The 18343-nt window shown below is 63.6% G+C and carries 16 protein-coding genes; 9 read left to right on the top strand and 7 right to left on the bottom strand.

Translation table 11 applies throughout. The features are described 5' to 3' along the window. The first annotated feature begins 80 nt into the window (after positions 1-80). The 9 genes from C4J89_RS16760 to C4J89_RS16800 all read left to right on the top strand — a co-directional run bounded on the left by C4J89_RS16760 (position 81) and on the right by C4J89_RS16800 (position 9396). Positions 81-1283 (top strand): ABC transporter substrate-binding protein, encoded by a 1203-nt coding sequence (locus tag C4J89_RS16760; RefSeq protein ID WP_124415071.1) that lies wholly within the window; start codon positions 81-83, stop codon positions 1281-1283. 41 nt (positions 1284-1324) lie between these two features. After that, positions 1325-2185, top strand: a complete 861-nt coding sequence (locus C4J89_RS16765) for a branched-chain amino acid ABC transporter permease (protein ID WP_124415072.1) — start codon at positions 1325-1327, stop codon at positions 2183-2185. A gap of 1 nt (position 2186) precedes the next feature. Continuing rightward, positions 2187-3197 (top strand): branched-chain amino acid ABC transporter permease, encoded by a 1011-nt coding sequence (locus C4J89_RS16770; protein ID WP_124415073.1) that lies wholly within the window; start codon positions 2187-2189, stop codon positions 3195-3197. Further along, positions 3194-3943 carry an ABC transporter ATP-binding protein gene (locus C4J89_RS16775; protein WP_124415074.1) on the top strand — a complete coding sequence of 250 codons (750 nt, stop codon included), beginning with the start codon at positions 3194-3196 and terminating at the stop codon, positions 3941-3943. Before C4J89_RS16770 ends, C4J89_RS16775 begins: the two co-directional genes overlap by 4 nt. Further along, the gene (locus C4J89_RS16780; protein ID WP_124367543.1) at positions 3943-4638 is read left to right on the top strand and encodes an ABC transporter ATP-binding protein; all 696 of its coding nucleotides are present in this window, start codon (positions 3943-3945) and stop codon (positions 4636-4638) included. The genes C4J89_RS16775 and C4J89_RS16780 overlap by 1 nt, the downstream gene beginning before the upstream one ends. 13 nt (positions 4639-4651) lie before the next feature. After that, on the top strand, positions 4652-5920 hold the full coding sequence (locus tag C4J89_RS16785) for a Zn-dependent hydrolase (RefSeq protein WP_124415075.1): 1269 nt from the start codon (positions 4652-4654) through the stop codon (positions 5918-5920). Next, a complete protein-coding gene (locus tag C4J89_RS16790) occupies positions 5917-7323 on the top strand; it encodes an amidase (RefSeq protein ID WP_124415076.1) in 1407 nt (468 codons plus the stop codon). Before C4J89_RS16785 ends, C4J89_RS16790 begins: the two co-directional genes overlap by 4 nt. A gap of 146 nt (positions 7324-7469) precedes the next feature. Next, positions 7470-8333 (top strand): LysR family transcriptional regulator, encoded by an 864-nt coding sequence (locus tag C4J89_RS16795; protein ID WP_124367546.1) that lies wholly within the window; start codon positions 7470-7472, stop codon positions 8331-8333. 58 nt (positions 8334-8391) lie between these two features. Beyond that, complete coding sequence (locus tag C4J89_RS16800; protein ID WP_124415077.1) at positions 8392-9396, top strand: LacI family DNA-binding transcriptional regulator; 1005 nt, start codon at positions 8392-8394, stop codon at positions 9394-9396. Here the strand turns inward: C4J89_RS16800 and C4J89_RS16805 are convergent. From C4J89_RS16805 to C4J89_RS16835, 7 genes are all read right to left on the bottom strand, one after another. After that, the gene (locus C4J89_RS16805) at positions 9393-10118 is read right to left on the bottom strand and encodes an SDR family oxidoreductase (protein ID WP_124415078.1); all 726 of its coding nucleotides are present in this window, start codon (positions 10116-10118) and stop codon (positions 9393-9395) included. The genes C4J89_RS16800 and C4J89_RS16805 overlap by 4 nt on opposite strands. A 307-nt stretch (positions 10119-10425) precedes the next feature. Further along, positions 10426-11958 carry an FGGY-family carbohydrate kinase gene (locus C4J89_RS16810; protein WP_124415079.1) on the bottom strand — a complete coding sequence of 511 codons (1533 nt, stop codon included), beginning with the start codon at positions 11956-11958 and terminating at the stop codon, positions 10426-10428. Positions 11959-11960: 2 nt separating this feature from the next. After that, positions 11961-13040, bottom strand: a complete 1080-nt coding sequence (locus C4J89_RS16815) for an alcohol dehydrogenase catalytic domain-containing protein (protein WP_124415080.1) — start codon at positions 13038-13040, stop codon at positions 11961-11963. Positions 13041-13066: 26 nt separating this feature from the next. Continuing rightward, the gene (locus C4J89_RS16820; protein WP_124367550.1) at positions 13067-14059 is read right to left on the bottom strand and encodes an ABC transporter permease; all 993 of its coding nucleotides are present in this window, start codon (positions 14057-14059) and stop codon (positions 13067-13069) included. Next, on the bottom strand, positions 14025-15533 hold the full coding sequence (locus C4J89_RS16825) for a sugar ABC transporter ATP-binding protein (protein WP_124415081.1): 1509 nt from the start codon (positions 15531-15533) through the stop codon (positions 14025-14027). Before C4J89_RS16825 ends, C4J89_RS16820 begins: the two co-directional genes overlap by 35 nt. 63 nt (positions 15534-15596) lie before the next feature. Next, complete coding sequence (locus tag C4J89_RS16830) at positions 15597-16520, bottom strand: substrate-binding domain-containing protein (RefSeq protein ID WP_124367552.1); 924 nt, start codon at positions 16518-16520, stop codon at positions 15597-15599. 333 nt (positions 16521-16853) lie between these two features. Beyond that, positions 16854-18296: a hypothetical protein gene (locus tag C4J89_RS16835; protein WP_124363449.1), complete on the bottom strand. Its 1443-nt coding sequence runs from the start codon at positions 18294-18296 to the stop codon at positions 16854-16856. Positions 18297-18343: the final 47 nt, after the last annotated feature.

Below are 18343 nucleotides of genomic sequence, written 5' to 3' on the forward strand. Positions count from 1 at the left end.
AAAAACGCCTGCCCACAGGCCCTTGCTCCACCGTATCGCCCTTGCCGCTCCTGCCAATAACTAAACCAGGGAGTCACCCCATGCAGCGTCGTACGTTATTGAAAGCCAGTCTCACCTTCGCCTCCGCCCTCAGCCTCCCGCTGAGCGTGCGTGCGGCATTCGCCGCCGAGCCCTTTACCTTTTACGGCCTCAAGTCCATGTCTGGCGCCTTTGCCAGCTATGGCAAGTTTGCCGACATGGGTTCGCGCCTGGCGGTGGAGCAGCACCCGCAAGTACTCGGCCGCCCGTTGAACTACAAGGTCATCGACACCGAGGGCAATGCCGGCAAGGCGGTGCGCAAGGTGCAGGAAGCGATCCAGCAGGACGGCGCGCGGTTCTTCCAGGGCTGCACGCTGTCCTCGTCGGCCCTGGCAGTGGCCAAGGAAGTCGACAAGGTCGGCGGCGTGTTCATGACCCCGGTGGGCGCTGATGAAGTCACCGGCAAGGACTGCAACAAGGCCACGTTTCGCTGGTCGGTGCCCACCTACGGCGCCATCCGCGAAACCCTGGTGCCGCTGATCAAGCTGCTGCCGGACGCCAAGCGCTGGTACACCATCACCCCGCAATACGTGTTCGGTGAAGCCTTGCTCGAAGGCGCGAAAAACGTACTCAAGGAACATGGCCTGGAACACGTCGGCAACAGCTACCACTCCTTGCAGGAGCAGGAATTCTCCGGCTACCTGACCAACGCCATCTCCACCAGGCCCGATGTACTGGTGCTGCTCAACTTTGGCAGCCAGTCATCCAACACCCTGCGCCAGGCGGTAAATTTCGGCATCAAGGAACGCATGAAGGTGCTGCTGGTGTGGTCCGCCGGCCTCGACCAGTTCCAGGAACTGGGCAGCGACATTCTCGAAGGCGTGTACCTCGGCGCGCAGTACTGGCACCAGGTTGATACGCCGCTCAACCGCGAGTTGGTCAAGCTGACCCAGGCCAAATATGGCATCAACCCCACCTACCCGCTCGCCGCCGACTACATCAGCACCAAGGTGATGCTCGAGACCATCGTCGCCACCGGCAGCTTCGACGGGCCGACCGTGGCCAAGGCCCTGCAGGGCCTGAGTTATGAAGGCCCGACCGGCAAGGAATCGATCCGCGCCGGCGACCATCAGGTGATCAAGGACTACTACCTGCTGATCGGCAAGGCCGCCGCCGATATGACCGACAAGGACGACCTGGCCAAGGTGCTCAGCGCCGGCCAGTCCTTCCCGCCGGTGGAAGCCACGGGCTGCACGCTCGCCTGATTCCCTGAATATCGCACCGGCTTCCTGCTGAGGGCTTGCGCATGCTTAATCTTTACCTGTTCCAGATACTCAACGGCCTCGGGTTGGGAATGATCTACTTCCTGATCGCGGTCGGGCTGACGATCATTTTCGGGCTGCTCAACTTCGTCAATTTCGCCCATGGCGCGTTCTTCCTGCTGGGCGCCTATATCTGCTACACCGCTGTCAGCCTCACCGGTAGCTTCTGGCTGGCGCTGCTGGTCGCGCCGCTGGTGGTGGCTGCGCTGGCGTGGGTGATCGAGCGCCTGCTGATCCAACGCATCTATCACTTGCCGCACATGTTCCAGATTCTGGTAACGCTGGGCATCGCGTTGATCATCCAGGAAGCCAGCGTGATGATCTGGGGCCCGGTGGGCAAGAGCGTCGCGGTGCCGGAACTGCTGCGCGGGGTGCTGGTGGTGGGCGATTTCGTCTACCCCTACTACCGCCTGTTCCTCATCGTGTTTTCTGCGGTGGTGGGCCTGGGCCTGTGGCTGCTGCTGGAACGCACGCGCTTCGGCGCGCTGGTACGCGCCGGCAGTGAGAGCACCGAAACCGTATCGCTGCTGGGCACCAATATCTTCCGTTTGTTCTCCATGACCTTCGCCCTCGGCGTTGGCCTGGCCGGCATGGCCGGTGTGCTGTTCGCGCCGTTGCGGGGTGCGCAGCCGTTCGTGGGCCCGGAGATTCTCGGCATCGCCTTCGTGGTGGTGGTGATCGGCGGCATGGGTTCGTTCAGCGGCGCGCTGGTCGGCGGTTTGCTGGTGGGCGTGGTGCAAAGCCTGATGACCACACTTTGGCCCCAGGGTGCGAGCCTGATGATCTACGGCGCGATGGCCGTGGTGATTCTGGTACGCCCCTACGGCCTGTTCGGGAGAGCCTGACATGAGCGAGAAAAATCCCCTGCCGTTTGCCAAGACGCAATCGCGCGCCATGTTGCTGTGGGTCGTGGCGGTGCTGATCGGCCTGCCGTTGGTTTTGCCCTCGGCCACCCTGGCCAGCGAAATCCTGATCTTTGCCATGGCCGCCCTGGCCTGCAACCTGTTGCTGGGCTACACCGGGCTGTTGTCGTTCGGCCAAGGCATTTTCTTTGGTGCCGGTGCGTATTGCGCGGCGTTGCTGATGATCCACCTGCAATGGGGCCTGTTCACGGCGTTGCTCGGTGCCGCCGTCGTTGGCGGTTTCCTGGCGTTGCTGGTAGGTGCCCTGGCCATCCGCCGCACCGGCATCTACTTCGTGATGCTCACCCTGGCCTTCAGCCAGATGGCTTACTTTGTCGCCTACACCCTGAGCGACTGGACCGGCGGCGACAACGGCCTGCTCAGCGTGCCGCGCCCGGAGATTCGTATCGGTGACACGGTGCTGCTGTCGCTGGCCGATGCACGCGCCTTCTACGGCTTTGTCGCCGTGCTGTTCCTACTGATTTTTATCGGCGCGCGCCGGGTGATCGCCTCGCCGTTCGGCAGCACCTTGATGGCGATCCGCGAAAACGAAACCCGCGCCTCGGCCATCGGCTACGACACGCGGCATTTCAAGATCCTGGTGTTTGTGTTGTCGGGCGCGGTCACCGGTATCGCCGGGGCGCTGTACGCGATGCTGCTGCACTTTGTGCCGCTGTCGAACATCGACCTGGCGATGTCCGAGAACATCCTGATCATGACCATCGTCGGCGGCACCGGCTCGTTGTTCGGCTCGTTGCTGGGCGCCGGTTCCATCGTGCTGCTGGGGGATTTCCTGTCGGACCTGTGGCCGCGCTGGCTGATGCTGCTGGGGGTGATTCTGATCCTGGTGGTGATCTTCATGCGCGGCGGTCTGTGGGGCGGGTTGGCCGCGCTGTACGAAAAAGTACGCGCCAGTCGCAAGCCCAGCGTCGTCACCAAGGAGGACGTGCTATGAGCATCCTGCTGCAAACCCAAGACCTGGAACTGGCCTACGGCGCGTTCCATGCAGTCAATGGCGTCAACCTCAAGGTCGAGACCGGCACCATCCACACCATCATCGGCCCCAACGGCGCGGGCAAGACCAGCCTGTTCCACTGCCTCACCGGTGAGCGTCAGGCCACCGCCGGTGCGATCCACTTCGACGGCAGGAACCTGATGCGCAAACCGGCCCACGCCCGCGTCGGCCTGGGCATGGCGCGCTCGTTCCAGCTCACCAGCCTGTTCCAGAACCTCAGCGTGCGCGAAAACCTGCGCCTGGCCGCCCAGGGCCGTGACGGTGCGCGCGCCCTGAACTTCTGGCGCCGCGTGGACAGCAAGCGCGAACACCTGGAGATGGCCGACCAGGTGCTCGAGCGCCTGCAACTCACCGCTCGCGCCGACACCCTGGCCGGCGAGTTGTCCCACGGCCAGCAGCGGGTGTTGGAAGTGGGTATGTCGATCTGCTCCAGGCCCAAACTGCTGATGCTCGACGAGCCCACCTCGGGCATGGGCATCGATGACATTCCGATCATGACCCAACTGATCAGCGATCTGGGCCGCGACCACACGGTGCTGCTGATCGAACACAACATGAGCATCGTCATGTCCATCAGCCAACGCATCACCGTGATGAGCCACGGGCAGATCCTGGTGGAAGGCACGCCGGAATTCGTGCGCGCCGATGAACGTGTGCGCATTGCTTATCTGGGAGAGGCCGCCTGATGCTGATCGTCGAGAATATCCATTCCTACTACGACAAGAGCCACGTGCTCGAAGGCGTGTCATTGACCGTCAACCCCGGCGAACTGGTGACGCTGCTCGGGCGCAACGGCGCCGGCAAGACCACGACCTTGCGCAGCATCCTGGGCATCATCTGCCCGCGCCAGGGCCAGATTCACTTCAACGGGCAGGCGCTGGTGGGCCAGAAGATCTTCCAAATCGCCCGCCAGGGCCTGGCACTGGTGCCGGAGAACCGTGGGATTTTCCGCCTGCTCAGCGTCGAGGAAAACCTGCGCATCGCTGCCCGCAAGACCAGCCGCTGGCAGCTGGAGGATGTGTACGGCATGTTCCCGCGCCTCAAGGAGCGGCGCAAGAACGCCGGCCATGCACTCTCCGGCGGCGAGCAGCAGATGCTCGCCATCGCCCGCGCGCTGCTTAACGACCCCAAGCTGCTTATCCTCGATGAACCTACCGAAGGCCTGGCCCCGGTGATCGTCGACGAATTGGTGAAGATCCTGCGCAAGGTCAAGGACGACGGCCTGCCCGTGTTGCTGGTGGAACAGAACCTGATGGTCTGCGACAAGCTTGCCGACCGCCATTACGTACTCGAACAGGGCCGCGTGGTGTACGAAGGCAGCGCCGCAGATTTTCGCGCCGACCCGACCATCAAGAACCGCTACCTGGCCCTGAGTGCCTGACCGGAGAATGCTCATGAACAGCTTTGCGCAACCGCTAACCAGCAACGCCCCGCTGATCGATCGCGACCGCCTGTGGCAATCCTTGATGGACCTGGCCCGGCTTGGCGCCACGGCCAAAGGCGGCGTGTGCCGCCTGGCCCTGACCGACCTGGACCGCCAGGCCCGTGACCTGTTCGTGCAGTGGTGCGAGGCCGCCGGGTGCAGCGTGACTGTGGACGCCATCGGCAATATCTTTGCCCGTCGCGCCGGGCGCAATTCCGCCCTGCCCCCGGTGATGACCGGCAGCCACATCGACACCCAGCCCACCGGCGGCAAGTTCGATGGCTGCTACGGGGTGATGGCCGGCCTGGAAGTGATCCGCACCCTGAACGACCTGCAGATCGAAACCGAAGCCCCCATCGAAGTGGTGGTGTGGACCAACGAAGAAGGCTCGCGCTTCCCGCCGTGCATGATGGGCTCCGGGGTATTCGCCGGTAAGTTCGACCTGCAGGACACCCTCGATAAACAGGACGAACATGGCCTGTCGGTGGGCGCAGAATTGCAGCGCATCGGTTATGCCGGCTCCCGCCCTGTACTGGGCCATCCGGTGGGCGCGTATTTCGAGGCGCATATCGAACAGGGCCCGGTGCTGGAGGACCAGGCCACCACCATCGGCGTGGTGATGGGTTGCCTGGGCCAGAAATGGTTCGACCTGACCCTTACCGGCGTCGAAGCCCATGCCGGGCCGACGCCGATGCACCTGCGCAAGGACGCCCTGGTGGGCGCCGCCGAGGTGGTCAGCGCAGTCAACCGCATCGCCCATCAGCAGCAGCCTCACGCCTGCGGCACCGTCGGGTGCCTGAGCCTGCACCCCGGCTCACGCAATGTGATTCCCGGCCAGGTGCACATGACCCTCGACCTGCGCCACCTGCATGCGGACAAGCTGCACGCCATGGTCGACGAAGTGCGCGGCGTGATCGAAGCCAGCGCCGCCCGGCACGGCTTGACGTTCGAACTGACCCCCACCGCCGACTTCCCGCCTCTGGACTTCAACCCCACCTGCGTGAACGCCGTGCGCGACGGCGCGAAGGCCTTGGGCCTGAGCCATATGGATATCGTCAGCGGCGCCGGGCACGACGCGATCTTCGTCGCCGAACTGGGCCCGGCCGGGATGATCTTTGTGCCGTGTGAAGGCGGCATCAGCCATAACGAAATCGAAAACGCCGCGCCGGATGACCTGGCGGCGGGTTGCGCGGTGCTGCTGCGCGCCATGGTCAATGCCGCACAGGGAGCCCAGCCATGAGCGAAATCGGCCAACTGACGGCGGTGCAACTGCTGCAGCATTTTCGCGACAGGAGCTTGTCGCCGGTGGAGGTCACCGAGGACGCGCTGTTGCGTATCGAGCGCTATAACCCGCAGGTGAATGCCTACTGCCATGTGGACCCGGAAGGTGCGTTGAATGCGGCACGCGCCGCCGAGCAACGCTGGCTCAAAGGCCAGCCCTGCGGCGCGCTGGATGGCGTGCCGGCCTCGATCAAGGACTTGACCTTGACGATGGGCATGCCCACCCGCAAGGGTTCGCGCACCACGTCCGCCGAAGGGCCGTGGGACGTCGATGCACCCTTCACCGCCTTCATGCGCAAGGCCGGCGCGGTGCTGCTGGGCAAGACCACCACCCCGGAGTTCGGCTGGAAAGGCGTCACCGACAACCCGCTGTACGGCATCACGCGCAACCCCTGGGACACCCGCACCACGGCGGGCGGTTCGTCCGGTGGCGCCGGGGCGGCAGCGGCGCTGAACCTCGGCGTGCTGCACCAGGGCAGCGACGCGGGCGGCTCGATCCGGATTCCCTGTGCGTTCACCGGCACCTTTGGCATCAAGCCGACCTTTGGTTATGTGCCGCAATGGCCGGCAAGCTCGATGACGATCCTGTCGCACCTGGGCCCGATGACGCGCACCGTGGAAGACAGCGTACTGATGCTGCAGGCCGTGGCGCAGCCGGACGTGCGGGACGGGCTGATCGGTGCGCCGAGGACCACGCCGTGGCTGACGCCAGGTAACGACCTGAAGGGATTGCGCGTCGCCTACAGCCCCACCTTGGGTTACGTGGATGTCGACCCGCAGGTGGCCAGGGTGGTCGCCGCAGCGGTCGATGGCCTGGTGCAGTTGGGCGCCCATGTCGAACAGATCGACCCCGGTTTCAGCGACCCGTTGGAAGTCTTCAGCACCTTGTGGGCCGCCGGCGCCGCGCGCTTGACTCGCAGCATGAGCGATGCACAAAAACAGCTGCTGGACCCCGGCCTGCTGCGCATCGCGCAACGGGGCGAGCGCTTGAGCCTGGATGATTTCAATGCGGCCCTGGAAGCCCGTGCGGCGCTGGTCGCGCGGATGGCGGCGTTCCATGAGCACTACGACGTGCTGGTGTCACCGATGATGCCGATCACCGCGTTCGAGGCCGGGCATACCGTCCCGCCGGGTTCGGGCCTGGAGGAATGGACGCAGTGGACGCCGTTCACCTACCCCTTCAACCTCACCCAGCAACCGGCCGCGTCGGTGCCGTGCGGGCTGGCGGCGAATGGGCTGCCGGTGGGGCTGCATGTGGTGGGCGCGCGGTTTGCCGATGAGCAGGTGTTGAGGGTGTGCCACGCCTACGCCAAGGCATTCCCCACCCAACACCTGCAAGCCCCAATCACCGGAACACTGTAGATCCAATGTGGGAGGGGGCTTGCTCCCGATGGCGGTGTGTCAGCCACTACATCCCTAGCTGACCCACCGCCATCGGGAGCCAGCCCCCTCCCACAGTTTTGACCGCATTCCACTACAATGCCCTCCATTCATTCCCGGGGGGCTTCATGGACATCGAACTGGCACGCACCTTCCTCGAAATCACCCGCTGCGGCAGCCTGGCCGCGGCGGCGGAGAAATTGCACGTCACCCAGACCGCCATTACCGCACGGGTGAAAAACCTGGAAAACCAGCTGGGCAGTACGCTGTTCGTGCGCAATCGCGCCGGGGCCAGGCTGACCGCCGATGGCGAGGCCTTCGTGGTGTACGCCAACCAGTTGCTGCAAACCTGGGAAGCGGCACGCCGTGACCTGCCGTTGCCCGATGGCTATCGCAATGTGCTGCATATCGGCGGCGAAGTCAGCCTGTGCAACCCGTTGATGCTCGGCTGGGCCAAGGCGCTGCGCGAGCGGATACCGGGGCACGCGCTGCGCACTGAAGTGCGTGAAGGCGAGTACCTGTTGCGCCAGTTGGAACTGGGGGTGCTCGACGCCGCGCTGGTGTTCCAGCCGCAGTACTGGCCGGGCTTGCAGGTGGAGCAGGTGCTGGAAGAAAAACTGATCCTGGTGCAACTGGCGAGCAAGCCCGAGCCCTACGTGTATATCGATTGGGGCCCAGGCTTTCGCCAGCAGCACGACGCCGCCCTGCCCGACCGGGCACGCGCCGCCGTGAGTTTCAACCTGGGGCCGCTGGCGTTGCAGTACATCCTCGAGAACGGCGGCGCCGGGTATTTCCGCACGCGGGTGGTGCAGAGTTACCTGGACAGCGGCGTGATGCAGCGCGTGGCCAAGGCGCCGGAGTTCAGTTTCCCGACTTACCTGGTGTACTCGCGGGCACGGGACTCGGCGGTGCTGCAGCAGGCATTGACGCTGTTGCGCGAGGTGGTCAAGGCCGAAGGTGATTGGTCGCAACGCTGGGACCCGCTGATTTGAAGCACCCTGCCCCTGCGCGCATGCTAGCCTGCGGGTGTTTCCTCTCGCAGCCTTACCGATGAACAAGAAAAAGTCCGTCACCATCAGCGACATCGCCAAACGGGTGGGCATGACCACCATCACCGTGTCCCGGGCGCTGAGCAAACCTGACCTGGTCAAACCCGCCACCCTGGCGCGCATTCTGGAAGTGGCGCGCGAGCTCGACTACGTGCCCAACGCCTTCGCGCGCGGGCTCAAGCGCAGTGAAAGCCTGATCATCGGTGTGATCACCGCGTCGGTAGACAACCCGTTCTACAGCGAGATGATCAAGGCGATTTCCCGCGAAGCGAAAAAACACGGCTACACCATCATGCTGGTGGACACCGATGAGCTGGAAGAACTGGAAAGCAAGGCCGTCGATACCCTGCTGGGGTATCGCGTGGCAGGGATCATCCTGTCGCCGGTCTCCGATGAGCCGAGCTACCAGCCCGACTATCTCGAGCGCCTGGGCAACGGCAAGACGCCGGTGGTGCTGCTTGACCGCACGCTGCATGACAGCCCATTCAGCCGCGTGGTGCTCGACAACTACCACAGCGGCATCCAGGCCGCGCAGTACCTGTTGCGCCAAACCCCGAACCTTGAGCGCCTGCTGGTGCTGACCGGCCCCGAGCACTCGCGCATCACCGTGGAGCGCCTCAAGGGCCTGCGCGAAGTGCTCGCCGGACATCCCCAGGTGCAGGTCGAAGTGCAAGCCGGGGACTACACGTTGATGCCGTCCTACCTGCACACCCTCGACTACCTCGCCGCGCACTCGGCGCCGGACGCGATCATGGGCTTCAACCAGTTGATCACCCTCGGCGCCCTGCGCGCGTTGCGCATGCACAACATCGCCCATGACAGCCTGACCATCTGCGGCATCGACCGCCTGCCCTTCGCCGATATTTTCGGTGTGCCCATCGCCTGTGTGGCCCACGACGCATCCCTGGCTGGCAGCAGCGCGGTGCGCCTGCTGCTTGATCGCCTGCAAGACCCGCACAAACCACGGGACAAGGTGGTTATTGCCGGGCAGCTGGAGAACGGCTAGCGGCTGGTATAGCCACCATCGATGGGCAGGCTCACGCCGCTGATCATACTGGCGGCATCGCTGAGCAGGAACAGCACGGGCAACGCCACTTCCACGGTTAGCGCAAAACGGCCGAGGGGAATCGCGGCCAGCGCCGGATCGCGCTTGGCCGGATCCGACCAGGCCATGGTCGCCATCGGCGTGAGCGTGACGGTGGGGTTGACGCTGTTGACGCGAATGCCGAAGCGGCCCCATTCAGCGCACTGCACGCGGGTGATCGCATCCAGCGCGGCCTTGGAGGCGCAGTAGCCGAGGTGATCATCCAGGGCCACCAGCGAGGCTTGGCTGGACACGTTGACGATACTGCCGGCGATGCTCGCCTCGATCATCCTCGCCGCGACACGGCTGGCCACCTGCGCAGCGGCGCGGGCGTTGACGTTCATCACCTGGTCGAAGGCCGCAGCGCTGATGGAAACGGCGGGCTCCAGGCGTGAAATGCCGGCACAGTTGACCAGGCCGTGCAGGGGCGGCAAGTCTTGCAATGCTTTATCGAGGGCCGCGCTGTCGGCGATATCCAGGCTCAGGGTATGGCAGCCTAATTCGGCCAAAGCTTGAGCATCGCGGCCCAGGGCGAATACTTCAGCGCCGCTGAGGATGAGCTGCCGGGCGATCTCGCGACCGATGCCACTGCTGGCGCCGGTGACGAGGATACGGTGACGGGTGAAGTCAAAGCTGGCCTGCATAAATGAATTCCCAAAATAATGAAGAACCCCTGTGGGAGGGGGCTTGCTCCCGATGAGGGCGTGTCAGCCCATGCAGCTGTGACTGACCCACCGCCATCGGGGGCAAGCCCCCTCCCACATTTGGACGGTGTTGAATCAGGTGGGGCCGAGGTGCCTGAAGTCGAAGCTGCATAGTGAAATTCCCGAAACAATGAAGAACCCCTGTGGGAGGGGGCTTGCTCCCGATGAGGGCGTGTCAGCCAATGCAGCTGTGACTGACCCAACGCCATCGGGGGCAAGCCCCCTCCCACATTTGGACAGTGTTGGGTCAGGTAGCTTGCAGGGTGTGCATGATCGGTTTCAGGGCTGGGTACAGCTTTAGATATTCGGTAAACCCCTGGTCGTAGATCGCGACGTTCTCGCGCTTGGGCTGTGCGCGCAGCGTCAACTGCACCCAGCCCTTGTCCATCTGCCCATCACTGACCATCCCCACCGTATGCGCCGCCAACAACGCGGCCCCGAGCGCTGCTTCGACTTCCTGGACAAGGGTGTACACCGGGTAGCGCGTCACATCCGCGATGATTTGCATCCACAGATCCGAATGGCTCGCACCGCCCACCACGATCAAACGCGGGTCCAGGGAATGCGCGCCCTGGGTGCCGGCTTCGATGTTGTGGCGCAGGGCAAAACTCACCCCTTCGAGCACGGCGCGGTACAGGTGCAGGCGCGTGTGATACAGGTTCAACCCGACAAAACTGCCACTGGCGCGGTCATCCCATACCGGGCTGCGCTCCCCCATCAGGTACGGCAGGAACAGCAGGCCCTCGCTGCCAGCCGGGATCGCCATCGCGCCCTGTTCCAGCAGCGCCAGGCTGTCCTGGCCGGTGGCCCGGGCCTGTTGCTCCTCGGCCTGGCAGAACTGCTCGCGAAACCAGCTGACCGACGCCCCGGCGGTGATCGCGCCGCCGAAGATGTACAGGTCGCGATGGCCGTTATAGACGTGAGGCATGCTCACCAACCCGTGGTGCGCGTCGACCTGCTGGTTGAGGTAGCCCCAGCACATGCTGGTGCCGATCATCGCCACATGGTTGCCCGGTTGGGTGACGCCTGCGGCCAGGGTCGCCATGGCCGCATCCACGCCACCGGCGAGCACCGGCGTGCCTGCCTGCAAGCCCAGGCGGGCGGCCCAGTCTTCCAGCAGACCGCCCACCACTTCACCGGAATACACCAACCGCTCGGGCATCATCGAGTGCGGGATGCCCAGCGCATCGAGCATCTCGCCCGACCAATTGCGCGCAGCCACATCGTAGACACCGCCGATATTGCCGGCGCTGCTGTGGTCCACCGCCAGCGCGCCGGTCAGGCACCAGTTGATGTAGCTGTTGGGCGGCAGCAAATAGTGCGTATTGGCCCACACCTCAGGCCGATACTGCTTGAGCCAGAGCATCTTGGTGAAGCCGTAGTAACTGTCCACCGAATTCCCGGTGACCGCGAACAGCCGCTCCAGGTCCATGTGCTCACGCACCCACTGCACCTGCTCGCCAGCGCGCCGGTCCATCCAGATCAGGCACGGGTGCAACGGGGTGATCTGCGCATCCACCGCAATCCCCGAACCGCCATACAGGCTGCTGATGCACAGCGCCTTGACCTGCACCTTCTCCACACCGGCCTTGACCATGCACTGCGCCACGCACGCCTCGACCGCCGCCAACCAGACCTGCGGCCATTGCTCGGCCCAGCGCACTTTCGGGGTATCCACGCGATACCCCTGGCTGTGCTGGGCGATGAGCGTGCCGTGGGCATCCACCAGCAGCGCCTTGGTGCTCTGGGTTCCGATGTCGACCCCGATCACGTAGTCCATGGTCAGAGCACCGGCTTCAACAAGACCTTGATCGACTTCGTGGAGTTGGCCAGCTCGAAGGCTTCGGCAAAGTCATCCAGCGGGAAGTCATGGGTCACGATGCCCTGGGAGGTGACCAGGCCGCGTTCGAACAGGTCGATGGCAATCGGGTAGCAATACGGGCCGAGGTGGGCGCCGCGTACGTCCAGCTCCTTGCGGTCGCCGATGATCGACCAGTCCACGCTGGTCTCGGCGCCGAACACGCTGAACTCGACGAAACGCCCGAGCTTGCGGATCAGGTCCAGGCCCTGGGTGACGCCGGCCGGTACGCCGGTGGTCTCGATGTACACGTCGCAGCCGTATTTATCAGTAAGGCCGTTGATGATCTCGCGGGCGTTGTCGCGGGACGGATTGATCACCACATCGGCACCGAACTTCTTCGCCAACGCCAGGCGCTCGTCCACCATGTCGATCACCACCAGTTTCTTCGGCGTCTTCAGCGCCGCCACCTGCACCATGCACAGGCCCAGGGTACCGGCGCCGGCAATCACCACCACGTCATCGAGCTGGATATCGCCACGGTTGACCGTGTGGATCGAGCAGGCCATCGGCTCGACCAGCGCCGAGTCTTCCAGCGACACTGACTCGGGAATCCGGTGCACGATGGCGGTCTTGGGAATGCGCATGTACTGCGCCATGCCGCCCTCGGCGACTTCACGCTGGAAGCCGAAGATGTTGTGCACTTCGCACATCCAGTATTTGCCCGACTTGCAGAAACGGCACTTGGCGCACGGCACGATCTGCTCGGCGATCACCTTGTCCCCCACCGCCACTTCGAAGTGTTCCTCGGCGCCCTCGCCCGCCTCCACCACATAGCCGAAAAATTCGTGGCCCGGCACCACCGGCGCCTTGACCCAGGGGTTGTCGCCGCCCCAGAACATCGCCGCGCCGGAATGGCACTTGCAGTCGCTGGCGCAGATACCGCACGCGGCGATACGGATCACCAGTTCATTGGCGCGCGCCCGGGGTTTGCCGATGCGCTCCAGGCGGTAGTCTTTCGGGCCGTGGCAGACGACGGCTTGCATCTCTGTGTGCTTGTCCATGGTGTTCGTCCTGTGTGGATCAGTGTTCATCGATGGCGCTGACGGCTGATAAAGATCGCCAGCAAAATGATTGCGCCCTTGATCACGCTCTGCACGTAAGGCGAGACGCCGAGCATGTTCAGGCCGTTGTTCAATACGCCGAGCAGCATGGCGCCCAGCAGCGTGCCGACGATCACTCCGCGCCCACCGGCAATCGATGCCCCGCCCAGTACCACGGCGGCAATCGCATCCAGCTCGAACGACACGCCAGCATTCGGCTGGCCGCTCATCAAGCGCGACGTCAGCACCAGCCCGGCAATCGCGGCGGTGAGGCCGCTGATGCCGTACACCAGCAACTTGAAGCGCGCCGCCCGCACCCCGGACAAGCGCACCGCCTCTTCATTGCCGCCGATGGCGTAGATGTAGCGACCGATGCGCGTGTGCTGCAGCAGCACATAAGCCGCCAGGTAGGTGAGCAGCATGATCAGGATCGGCACCTGGATGCCCCACACGCTGGCGCGGCCGAAGACCGCGAACCACTCCGGCAGCCCGGAAATCGGGTAGCCGTCGGTGTACATCAGCCCGAACCCACGGGCGATGCCCATGGTTGCCAGGGTCACGATGATCGGCGGCATATGCAGGTAGGCCACGAACAGGCCGTTGCCGATGCCGAACGCCACCCCCACCAGCATCCCCGCGCCGATGGCCAGGCCCGGCGGCACACCCGCGACCATCAAGCCGGCCGTGAGCGTGCCGGACAACGCCATCACCGGCCCCACCGACAGATCGATGCCGCCGGTGAGAATCACGCAGGTCATGCCCACCGCGATAATCGCGTTGATCGATACCTGACGGGCGATGTTCGACAGGTTGCTGGCGGTGAGAAAGGTGTCGCTGGCCAGGATCATCACCAGGGTCACCACCACCAGCCCGACGAAGGGATAAAACGCCGGCGAGCGCAGCAGCCGTGCCAGGTTCAGGCGCAACCGGCCGCTGCCTGCAAGGTTAATGGACGTATTCACTGGAGCCCCCTGTTGCATGGCGCATGACCTCTTGAGGATTGACGGCGGACGCTTCCAGCACCTTGACGATCGCGCCCTTGTGGAACACCGCGACGCGGTCGCACATGCCGATGACTTCGGGCAGCTCGGAGGAAATCATGATGATCGCGTAGCCCTGTTCGGTCAGGCTGCGCATCAGCGCGTAGATCTGCGCCTTGGCCCCTACATCGATGCCACGGGTGGGTTCGTCGAACACCAGCACGTCGCAGTGGTGGTTGATCCAGCGGGCGATCACGACTTTCTGCTGGTTGCCGCCGCTGAGGTTGAACACTCGGCTTTCAGCGCTGGGCGCCTTGATCGACAGCTGGCGCATCAGGGCTTCGACGCTGGCACATTCCCTGGCCTTGTCGATCAGGCCCGTGGCGTTCTGGTATTTGGTCAGGTTATTCAGCGAGATATTTTCGCGAATGCTGAAGTCAGTGATCAGCCCTTCGCTCTTGCGGCTCTCCGGCAGCAGGCCGATGCCATGGGCGAGTGCCTGGGCCGGGTCGTCGAGGCTGACCTTTGCGCCGCGCAGCCATACGTCTTTGCTCACCGAGGGCAGCGCGCCCATCATGCCCAGGGCCAGCTCGGTGCGGCCGGAACCGACGAGGCCGGCAAAGCCGAGGATTTCACCCTGGTGGAGGTTGAAGCGGTTATGCGGGCCATTACGCACCAGCTGAATGTCCTTGACCTCCAGCAGCAACGGCCCGCGTTCGGTGGTGGGTTTGGGCGGGAAACCGCAGGCCAGGCGGCGGCCGACCATCATTTCGACCAAGCGGTCGATGTCGCTGTCGGCCACATCGGTGACGCCCACGTTAGCGCCGTCGCGCAGCACGCTGATGCGGTCGCACACCTGGAAAATTTCTTCCAGATGGTGCGAGATAAAGATCACCGCCACGCCCTGGCGCTTGAGCTCGCGCATGATCTCGAACAGCAACTCGGCTTCGCTGGGGGTCAGCGTCGCGGTGGGTTCATCGAGCACCAGCAAGCGCGCGTCCAGGGCCAGGGCCTTGGCGATTTCGACGAACTGCTGCTCGGCCACGCTCAGGTGCTTGACCGCGCAATCAAGGTTGATCGACACACCCAGGCGCTTGAACAGCGCTTCGCAGGCCTCACGCATGTCGCGCTTGCGCAACAGGCCGAAGCGGTTGCTCAGCTCATGGCCGAGAAAGATGTTTTCCACGGCCGTGAGGTAGGGAATCAGGCTGAACTCCTGGAACACGATGCCGATGCCGGCGGCAATCGCGTCCCGGTAGGTCGCGAATTGCCGGGCCTGGCCGTCGATCAGGATCTGCCCTTCATCTTGATGCTCGACGCCGCCGAGGATTTTCATCAGGGTGGATTTGCCCGCTCCATTTTCCCCGAGCAACGCGTGGATTTCGCCGCGCTCCACTTGCAGGTTGATGGACGTGAGGGCTTGTACCCCCGGGTAACGCTTACAGATATTTTCCAGCTTCAGAAGACTGCTCATACCGCCGACCTCGCATTCAGAAGGACAACCCGAGCCCCACGGCGGGCGTGGGGCGCGGGCGATTTACCAGCTGAAGTCCTTGGCCTTGGCCTGGTCGATCAAGGTGATGTCCACCGGCAGCGTGGCGGGCACTTGCGCGCCCCACTTCCTGGCCAGGGCAATGCCCAGGGCAAGGCGGATCTGGTCGCGGGGGTATTGGGCCGAGGTGGCGATGAACTTGCTGCCGGGTTTCTGGATCGCCTTGATCGCTTCCGGCGCGCCGTCGACGCTGACCAGCTTCACATCCAGGCCGCTGGCCTCGATGGCCGACAGCGCACCGAGGGAGCCGTTGTCGTTCACGCTGAAAATGCCCTTGAGGGTGGGCTGGGCCTGCAACATGTTTTCGGTGACGGTCAGCGCCTGGTCACGTTCCTGCTTGCCGTTCTGGATGCTGACAATCTTGATCTGCGGGTGCTTGGCCACCGCCTCCTTGCAACCGCGCACACGTTCCAGGATCGGTACCACGGCGATGCCGTCGAGGATGGCGATGTTGCCTTTGTCGCCGATGTTTTTGGCCAGGTATTCGCAGGCCTGGAAACCGGCGTCGTAGTTTTTCGAGCCGACGAAGGAATCCAGCGGGCCATCGGCCTGGGCGTCTACCGCCACCACGACCACACCGGCGGCATGGGCAGACTTGACCGCCGATTGCACGCCCACCGAGTCGGTCGGGTTGATCAGCAGGATATCGATGCCTTTTTGCAGCATGTCTTCGACATCGCTGACTTGCTTGGACACGTCATGGCGGGCGTCGGTGATGATCAGCTTCGCACCGATGCTCGCGCCGGCTTCTTCCAGGGCGTTTTTCATGGTGACGAAATAAGGATTGTTGATTTCCTGGAACGAAGCGCCGATGCGGATCGGTTTGGCGGCCTCGGCAAAAACGGCGGAAACGCTGCCCAGGGTGATGCTGGCAGCCAGTAAACACAGGGTTTTCGGGAGCATTTTCATGGCGTGGGTCTCTGTTTTGTTTTTATTTTTAGAGCAAATGTTATCGTTAACATTTTGCGAGAAGCTAGCAAGTAAATCAGACCTGCGCAAGCCTTTGCTGGTCGGCAGCAATCAAAATGTGGGAGGGGGCTGATCGTTCCCACGCTCTGCGTGGGAATGCCTTCTGCGACGCTCCGCGTCGCGCCAACCGCTGCACGTTTCGGCTACCGCGCACAGGTGACGCAGAGCGTCACGGGCTGCATTCCCACGCGGGAGCGTGGGAACGATCTATACACACGAAGCAAAAAAAGGGGCAGCCTCTGGAGGCTGCCCCTTCTGTTTCACATCACGCTGTCAAGGGATGATGGTCTGGGTGCAGATATGCCCCAGGCTGACGTATGGCTTGCTATCACCGCCGACGCCCACGCCGGGGAACTCGGCCAGTTCGATGCGCCAGCCACCCTCGTTGTAGGTGGTTCTCCACCGGTACGGCACACCGGTGCTGCTGTCGTTGATCACCGTGGTGTAATCACCGAAGCAGGTGCCGATATTGGCCGTGGCCGTGGACGCACCGGCGCTGTTGGTGGTCGCCGGGTAGTCGACCCAGTGGAAGTTCAGGTCAACGAAGTGGTTGTCCACGCGCAACACCGGGGTGACGCCCAGCAACGGCGCGCCGGTGGAGTCCGACCACTGGGTCGACCAATTCAACAGCCGCGCGGTTTGGGTGGCCAGCGGAGCCTCGCTGACCGGCACCCGCACGATGTTGTCACCCTTCACATCAAACGTCTTCAGGCTCGGCGTGGAACCCAGGCTCAACTGGTAATACTTGCTTGGGTCCTGCGCCACCGCCGGGTTGGCCCGCACACGCACCTTCACCGTGGTGCCCGGCGCGACGCTCGGGTAGGTCGAGGTGGAACCCGCCGGGACGGTGATCCAATTGGCACCATCGAAGCGATCGAAGATCCACTGCTCACGGCTGCCGTTCTCGTCGCCCGCCAGGTACATGCTCACGCTTTGGCCACGGACCGCCTTGAAGTCGAAATAATCGACGTCGCCGGCATTGTCGAGGTTACCGCTGAGCTTGTTCATCGAGTCCGGCAAGACGAACGCGGTTTGCGCGCTGTCGTTGGGCTCAAACGCGTCGACGTTGCTGTCCACCGCCACGCCGAAACTGAACTGCGCGTTATCGGCGACATTGGCCACCATGTACCAGTAATAATCACCGGCCGGCAGTACACCGTTGAGGTACTCATCGGCATTGCCCGCGGCATCCGAAGTCCCCACCACACTCAGGTTGCCCTGGCCGTCGTCCTGAAACAGGGTCAGCGCCATATCCGCGCCTGCGCTCTGGTTGACCAGCTGTACCTGCACTCGCGCGTTCTGCGGCAGGTTGAAGTGGTAGGCAAATTCGTTACCGGCCTGCACTCCATCGACGGTGTAGAGCGTGTTGATATCCAGGGTTGGGAACAGCGGCTCAAACGCTGCAACCGCCGCGTTTTTCAGCTCGCTTTGCGCCGGTTTCTTCAGCTCACCGACCACGCTGTCGAACGGCGCGGACTTGAGGGCTTTGGTCACTGCCTTGGATTGGCCGGACTTGGCCACCGACAGTTTCTTTTTGAGTTGCGGCGAGACCTGCGAGGCGTCCAGCTTGCCGCCGGACTTGAGCGCTTTGTTCGCGGCCTGCTTGACCGCTTCGGCACTGAGTGTCCGAGGCGCTTGATCAGCGAGGGAGAAGGCCGAGACGAAGCAGGAGGCCATCACGGCCGCACTTAGCATAAGGGCTTTTTTCGATTTCATTTTTTTATCCATCCATAGTTAAAAAATTGAAGCTCAGGTGAGCGGTG

Origin of the sequence: Pseudomonas sp. R4-35-07 (assembly GCF_003852235.1) — a bacterium.
GTDB lineage: Bacteria > Pseudomonadota > Gammaproteobacteria > Pseudomonadales > Pseudomonadaceae > Aquipseudomonas.

What these genes read in the sequence shown, in the direction of transcription:
- C4J89_RS16760 (WP_124415071.1), top strand. Translation starts at nt 81, where the DNA reads ATGCAGCGTCGTACGTTATTGAAAGCCAGTCTCACCTTCGCCTCCGCC.
- C4J89_RS16765 (WP_124415072.1), top strand. Translation starts at nt 1,325, where the DNA reads ATGCTTAATCTTTACCTGTTCCAGATACTCAACGGCCTCGGGTTGGGA.
- C4J89_RS16770 (WP_124415073.1), top strand. Translation starts at nt 2,187, where the DNA reads ATGAGCGAGAAAAATCCCCTGCCGTTTGCCAAGACGCAATCGCGCGCC.
- C4J89_RS16775 (WP_124415074.1), top strand. Translation starts at nt 3,194, where the DNA reads ATGAGCATCCTGCTGCAAACCCAAGACCTGGAACTGGCCTACGGCGCG.
- C4J89_RS16780 (WP_124367543.1), top strand. Translation starts at nt 3,943, where the DNA reads ATGCTGATCGTCGAGAATATCCATTCCTACTACGACAAGAGCCACGTG.
- C4J89_RS16785 (WP_124415075.1), top strand. Translation starts at nt 4,652, where the DNA reads ATGAACAGCTTTGCGCAACCGCTAACCAGCAACGCCCCGCTGATCGAT.
- C4J89_RS16790 (WP_124415076.1), top strand. Translation starts at nt 5,917, where the DNA reads ATGAGCGAAATCGGCCAACTGACGGCGGTGCAACTGCTGCAGCATTTT.
- C4J89_RS16795 (WP_124367546.1), top strand. Translation starts at nt 7,470, where the DNA reads ATGGACATCGAACTGGCACGCACCTTCCTCGAAATCACCCGCTGCGGC.
- C4J89_RS16800 (WP_124415077.1), top strand. Translation starts at nt 8,392, where the DNA reads ATGAACAAGAAAAAGTCCGTCACCATCAGCGACATCGCCAAACGGGTG.
- C4J89_RS16805 (WP_124415078.1), bottom strand. Translation starts at nt 10,118, where the DNA reads ATGCAGGCCAGCTTTGACTTCACCCGTCACCGTATCCTCGTCACCGGC.
- C4J89_RS16810 (WP_124415079.1), bottom strand. Translation starts at nt 11,958, where the DNA reads ATGGACTACGTGATCGGGGTCGACATCGGAACCCAGAGCACCAAGGCG.
- C4J89_RS16815 (WP_124415080.1), bottom strand. Translation starts at nt 13,040, where the DNA reads ATGGACAAGCACACAGAGATGCAAGCCGTCGTCTGCCACGGCCCGAAA.
- C4J89_RS16820 (WP_124367550.1), bottom strand. Translation starts at nt 14,059, where the DNA reads ATGCAACAGGGGGCTCCAGTGAATACGTCCATTAACCTTGCAGGCAGC.
- C4J89_RS16825 (WP_124415081.1), bottom strand. Translation starts at nt 15,533, where the DNA reads ATGAGCAGTCTTCTGAAGCTGGAAAATATCTGTAAGCGTTACCCGGGG.
- C4J89_RS16830 (WP_124367552.1), bottom strand. Translation starts at nt 16,520, where the DNA reads ATGAAAATGCTCCCGAAAACCCTGTGTTTACTGGCTGCCAGCATCACC.
- C4J89_RS16835 (WP_124363449.1), bottom strand. Translation starts at nt 18,296, where the DNA reads ATGAAATCGAAAAAAGCCCTTATGCTAAGTGCGGCCGTGATGGCCTCC.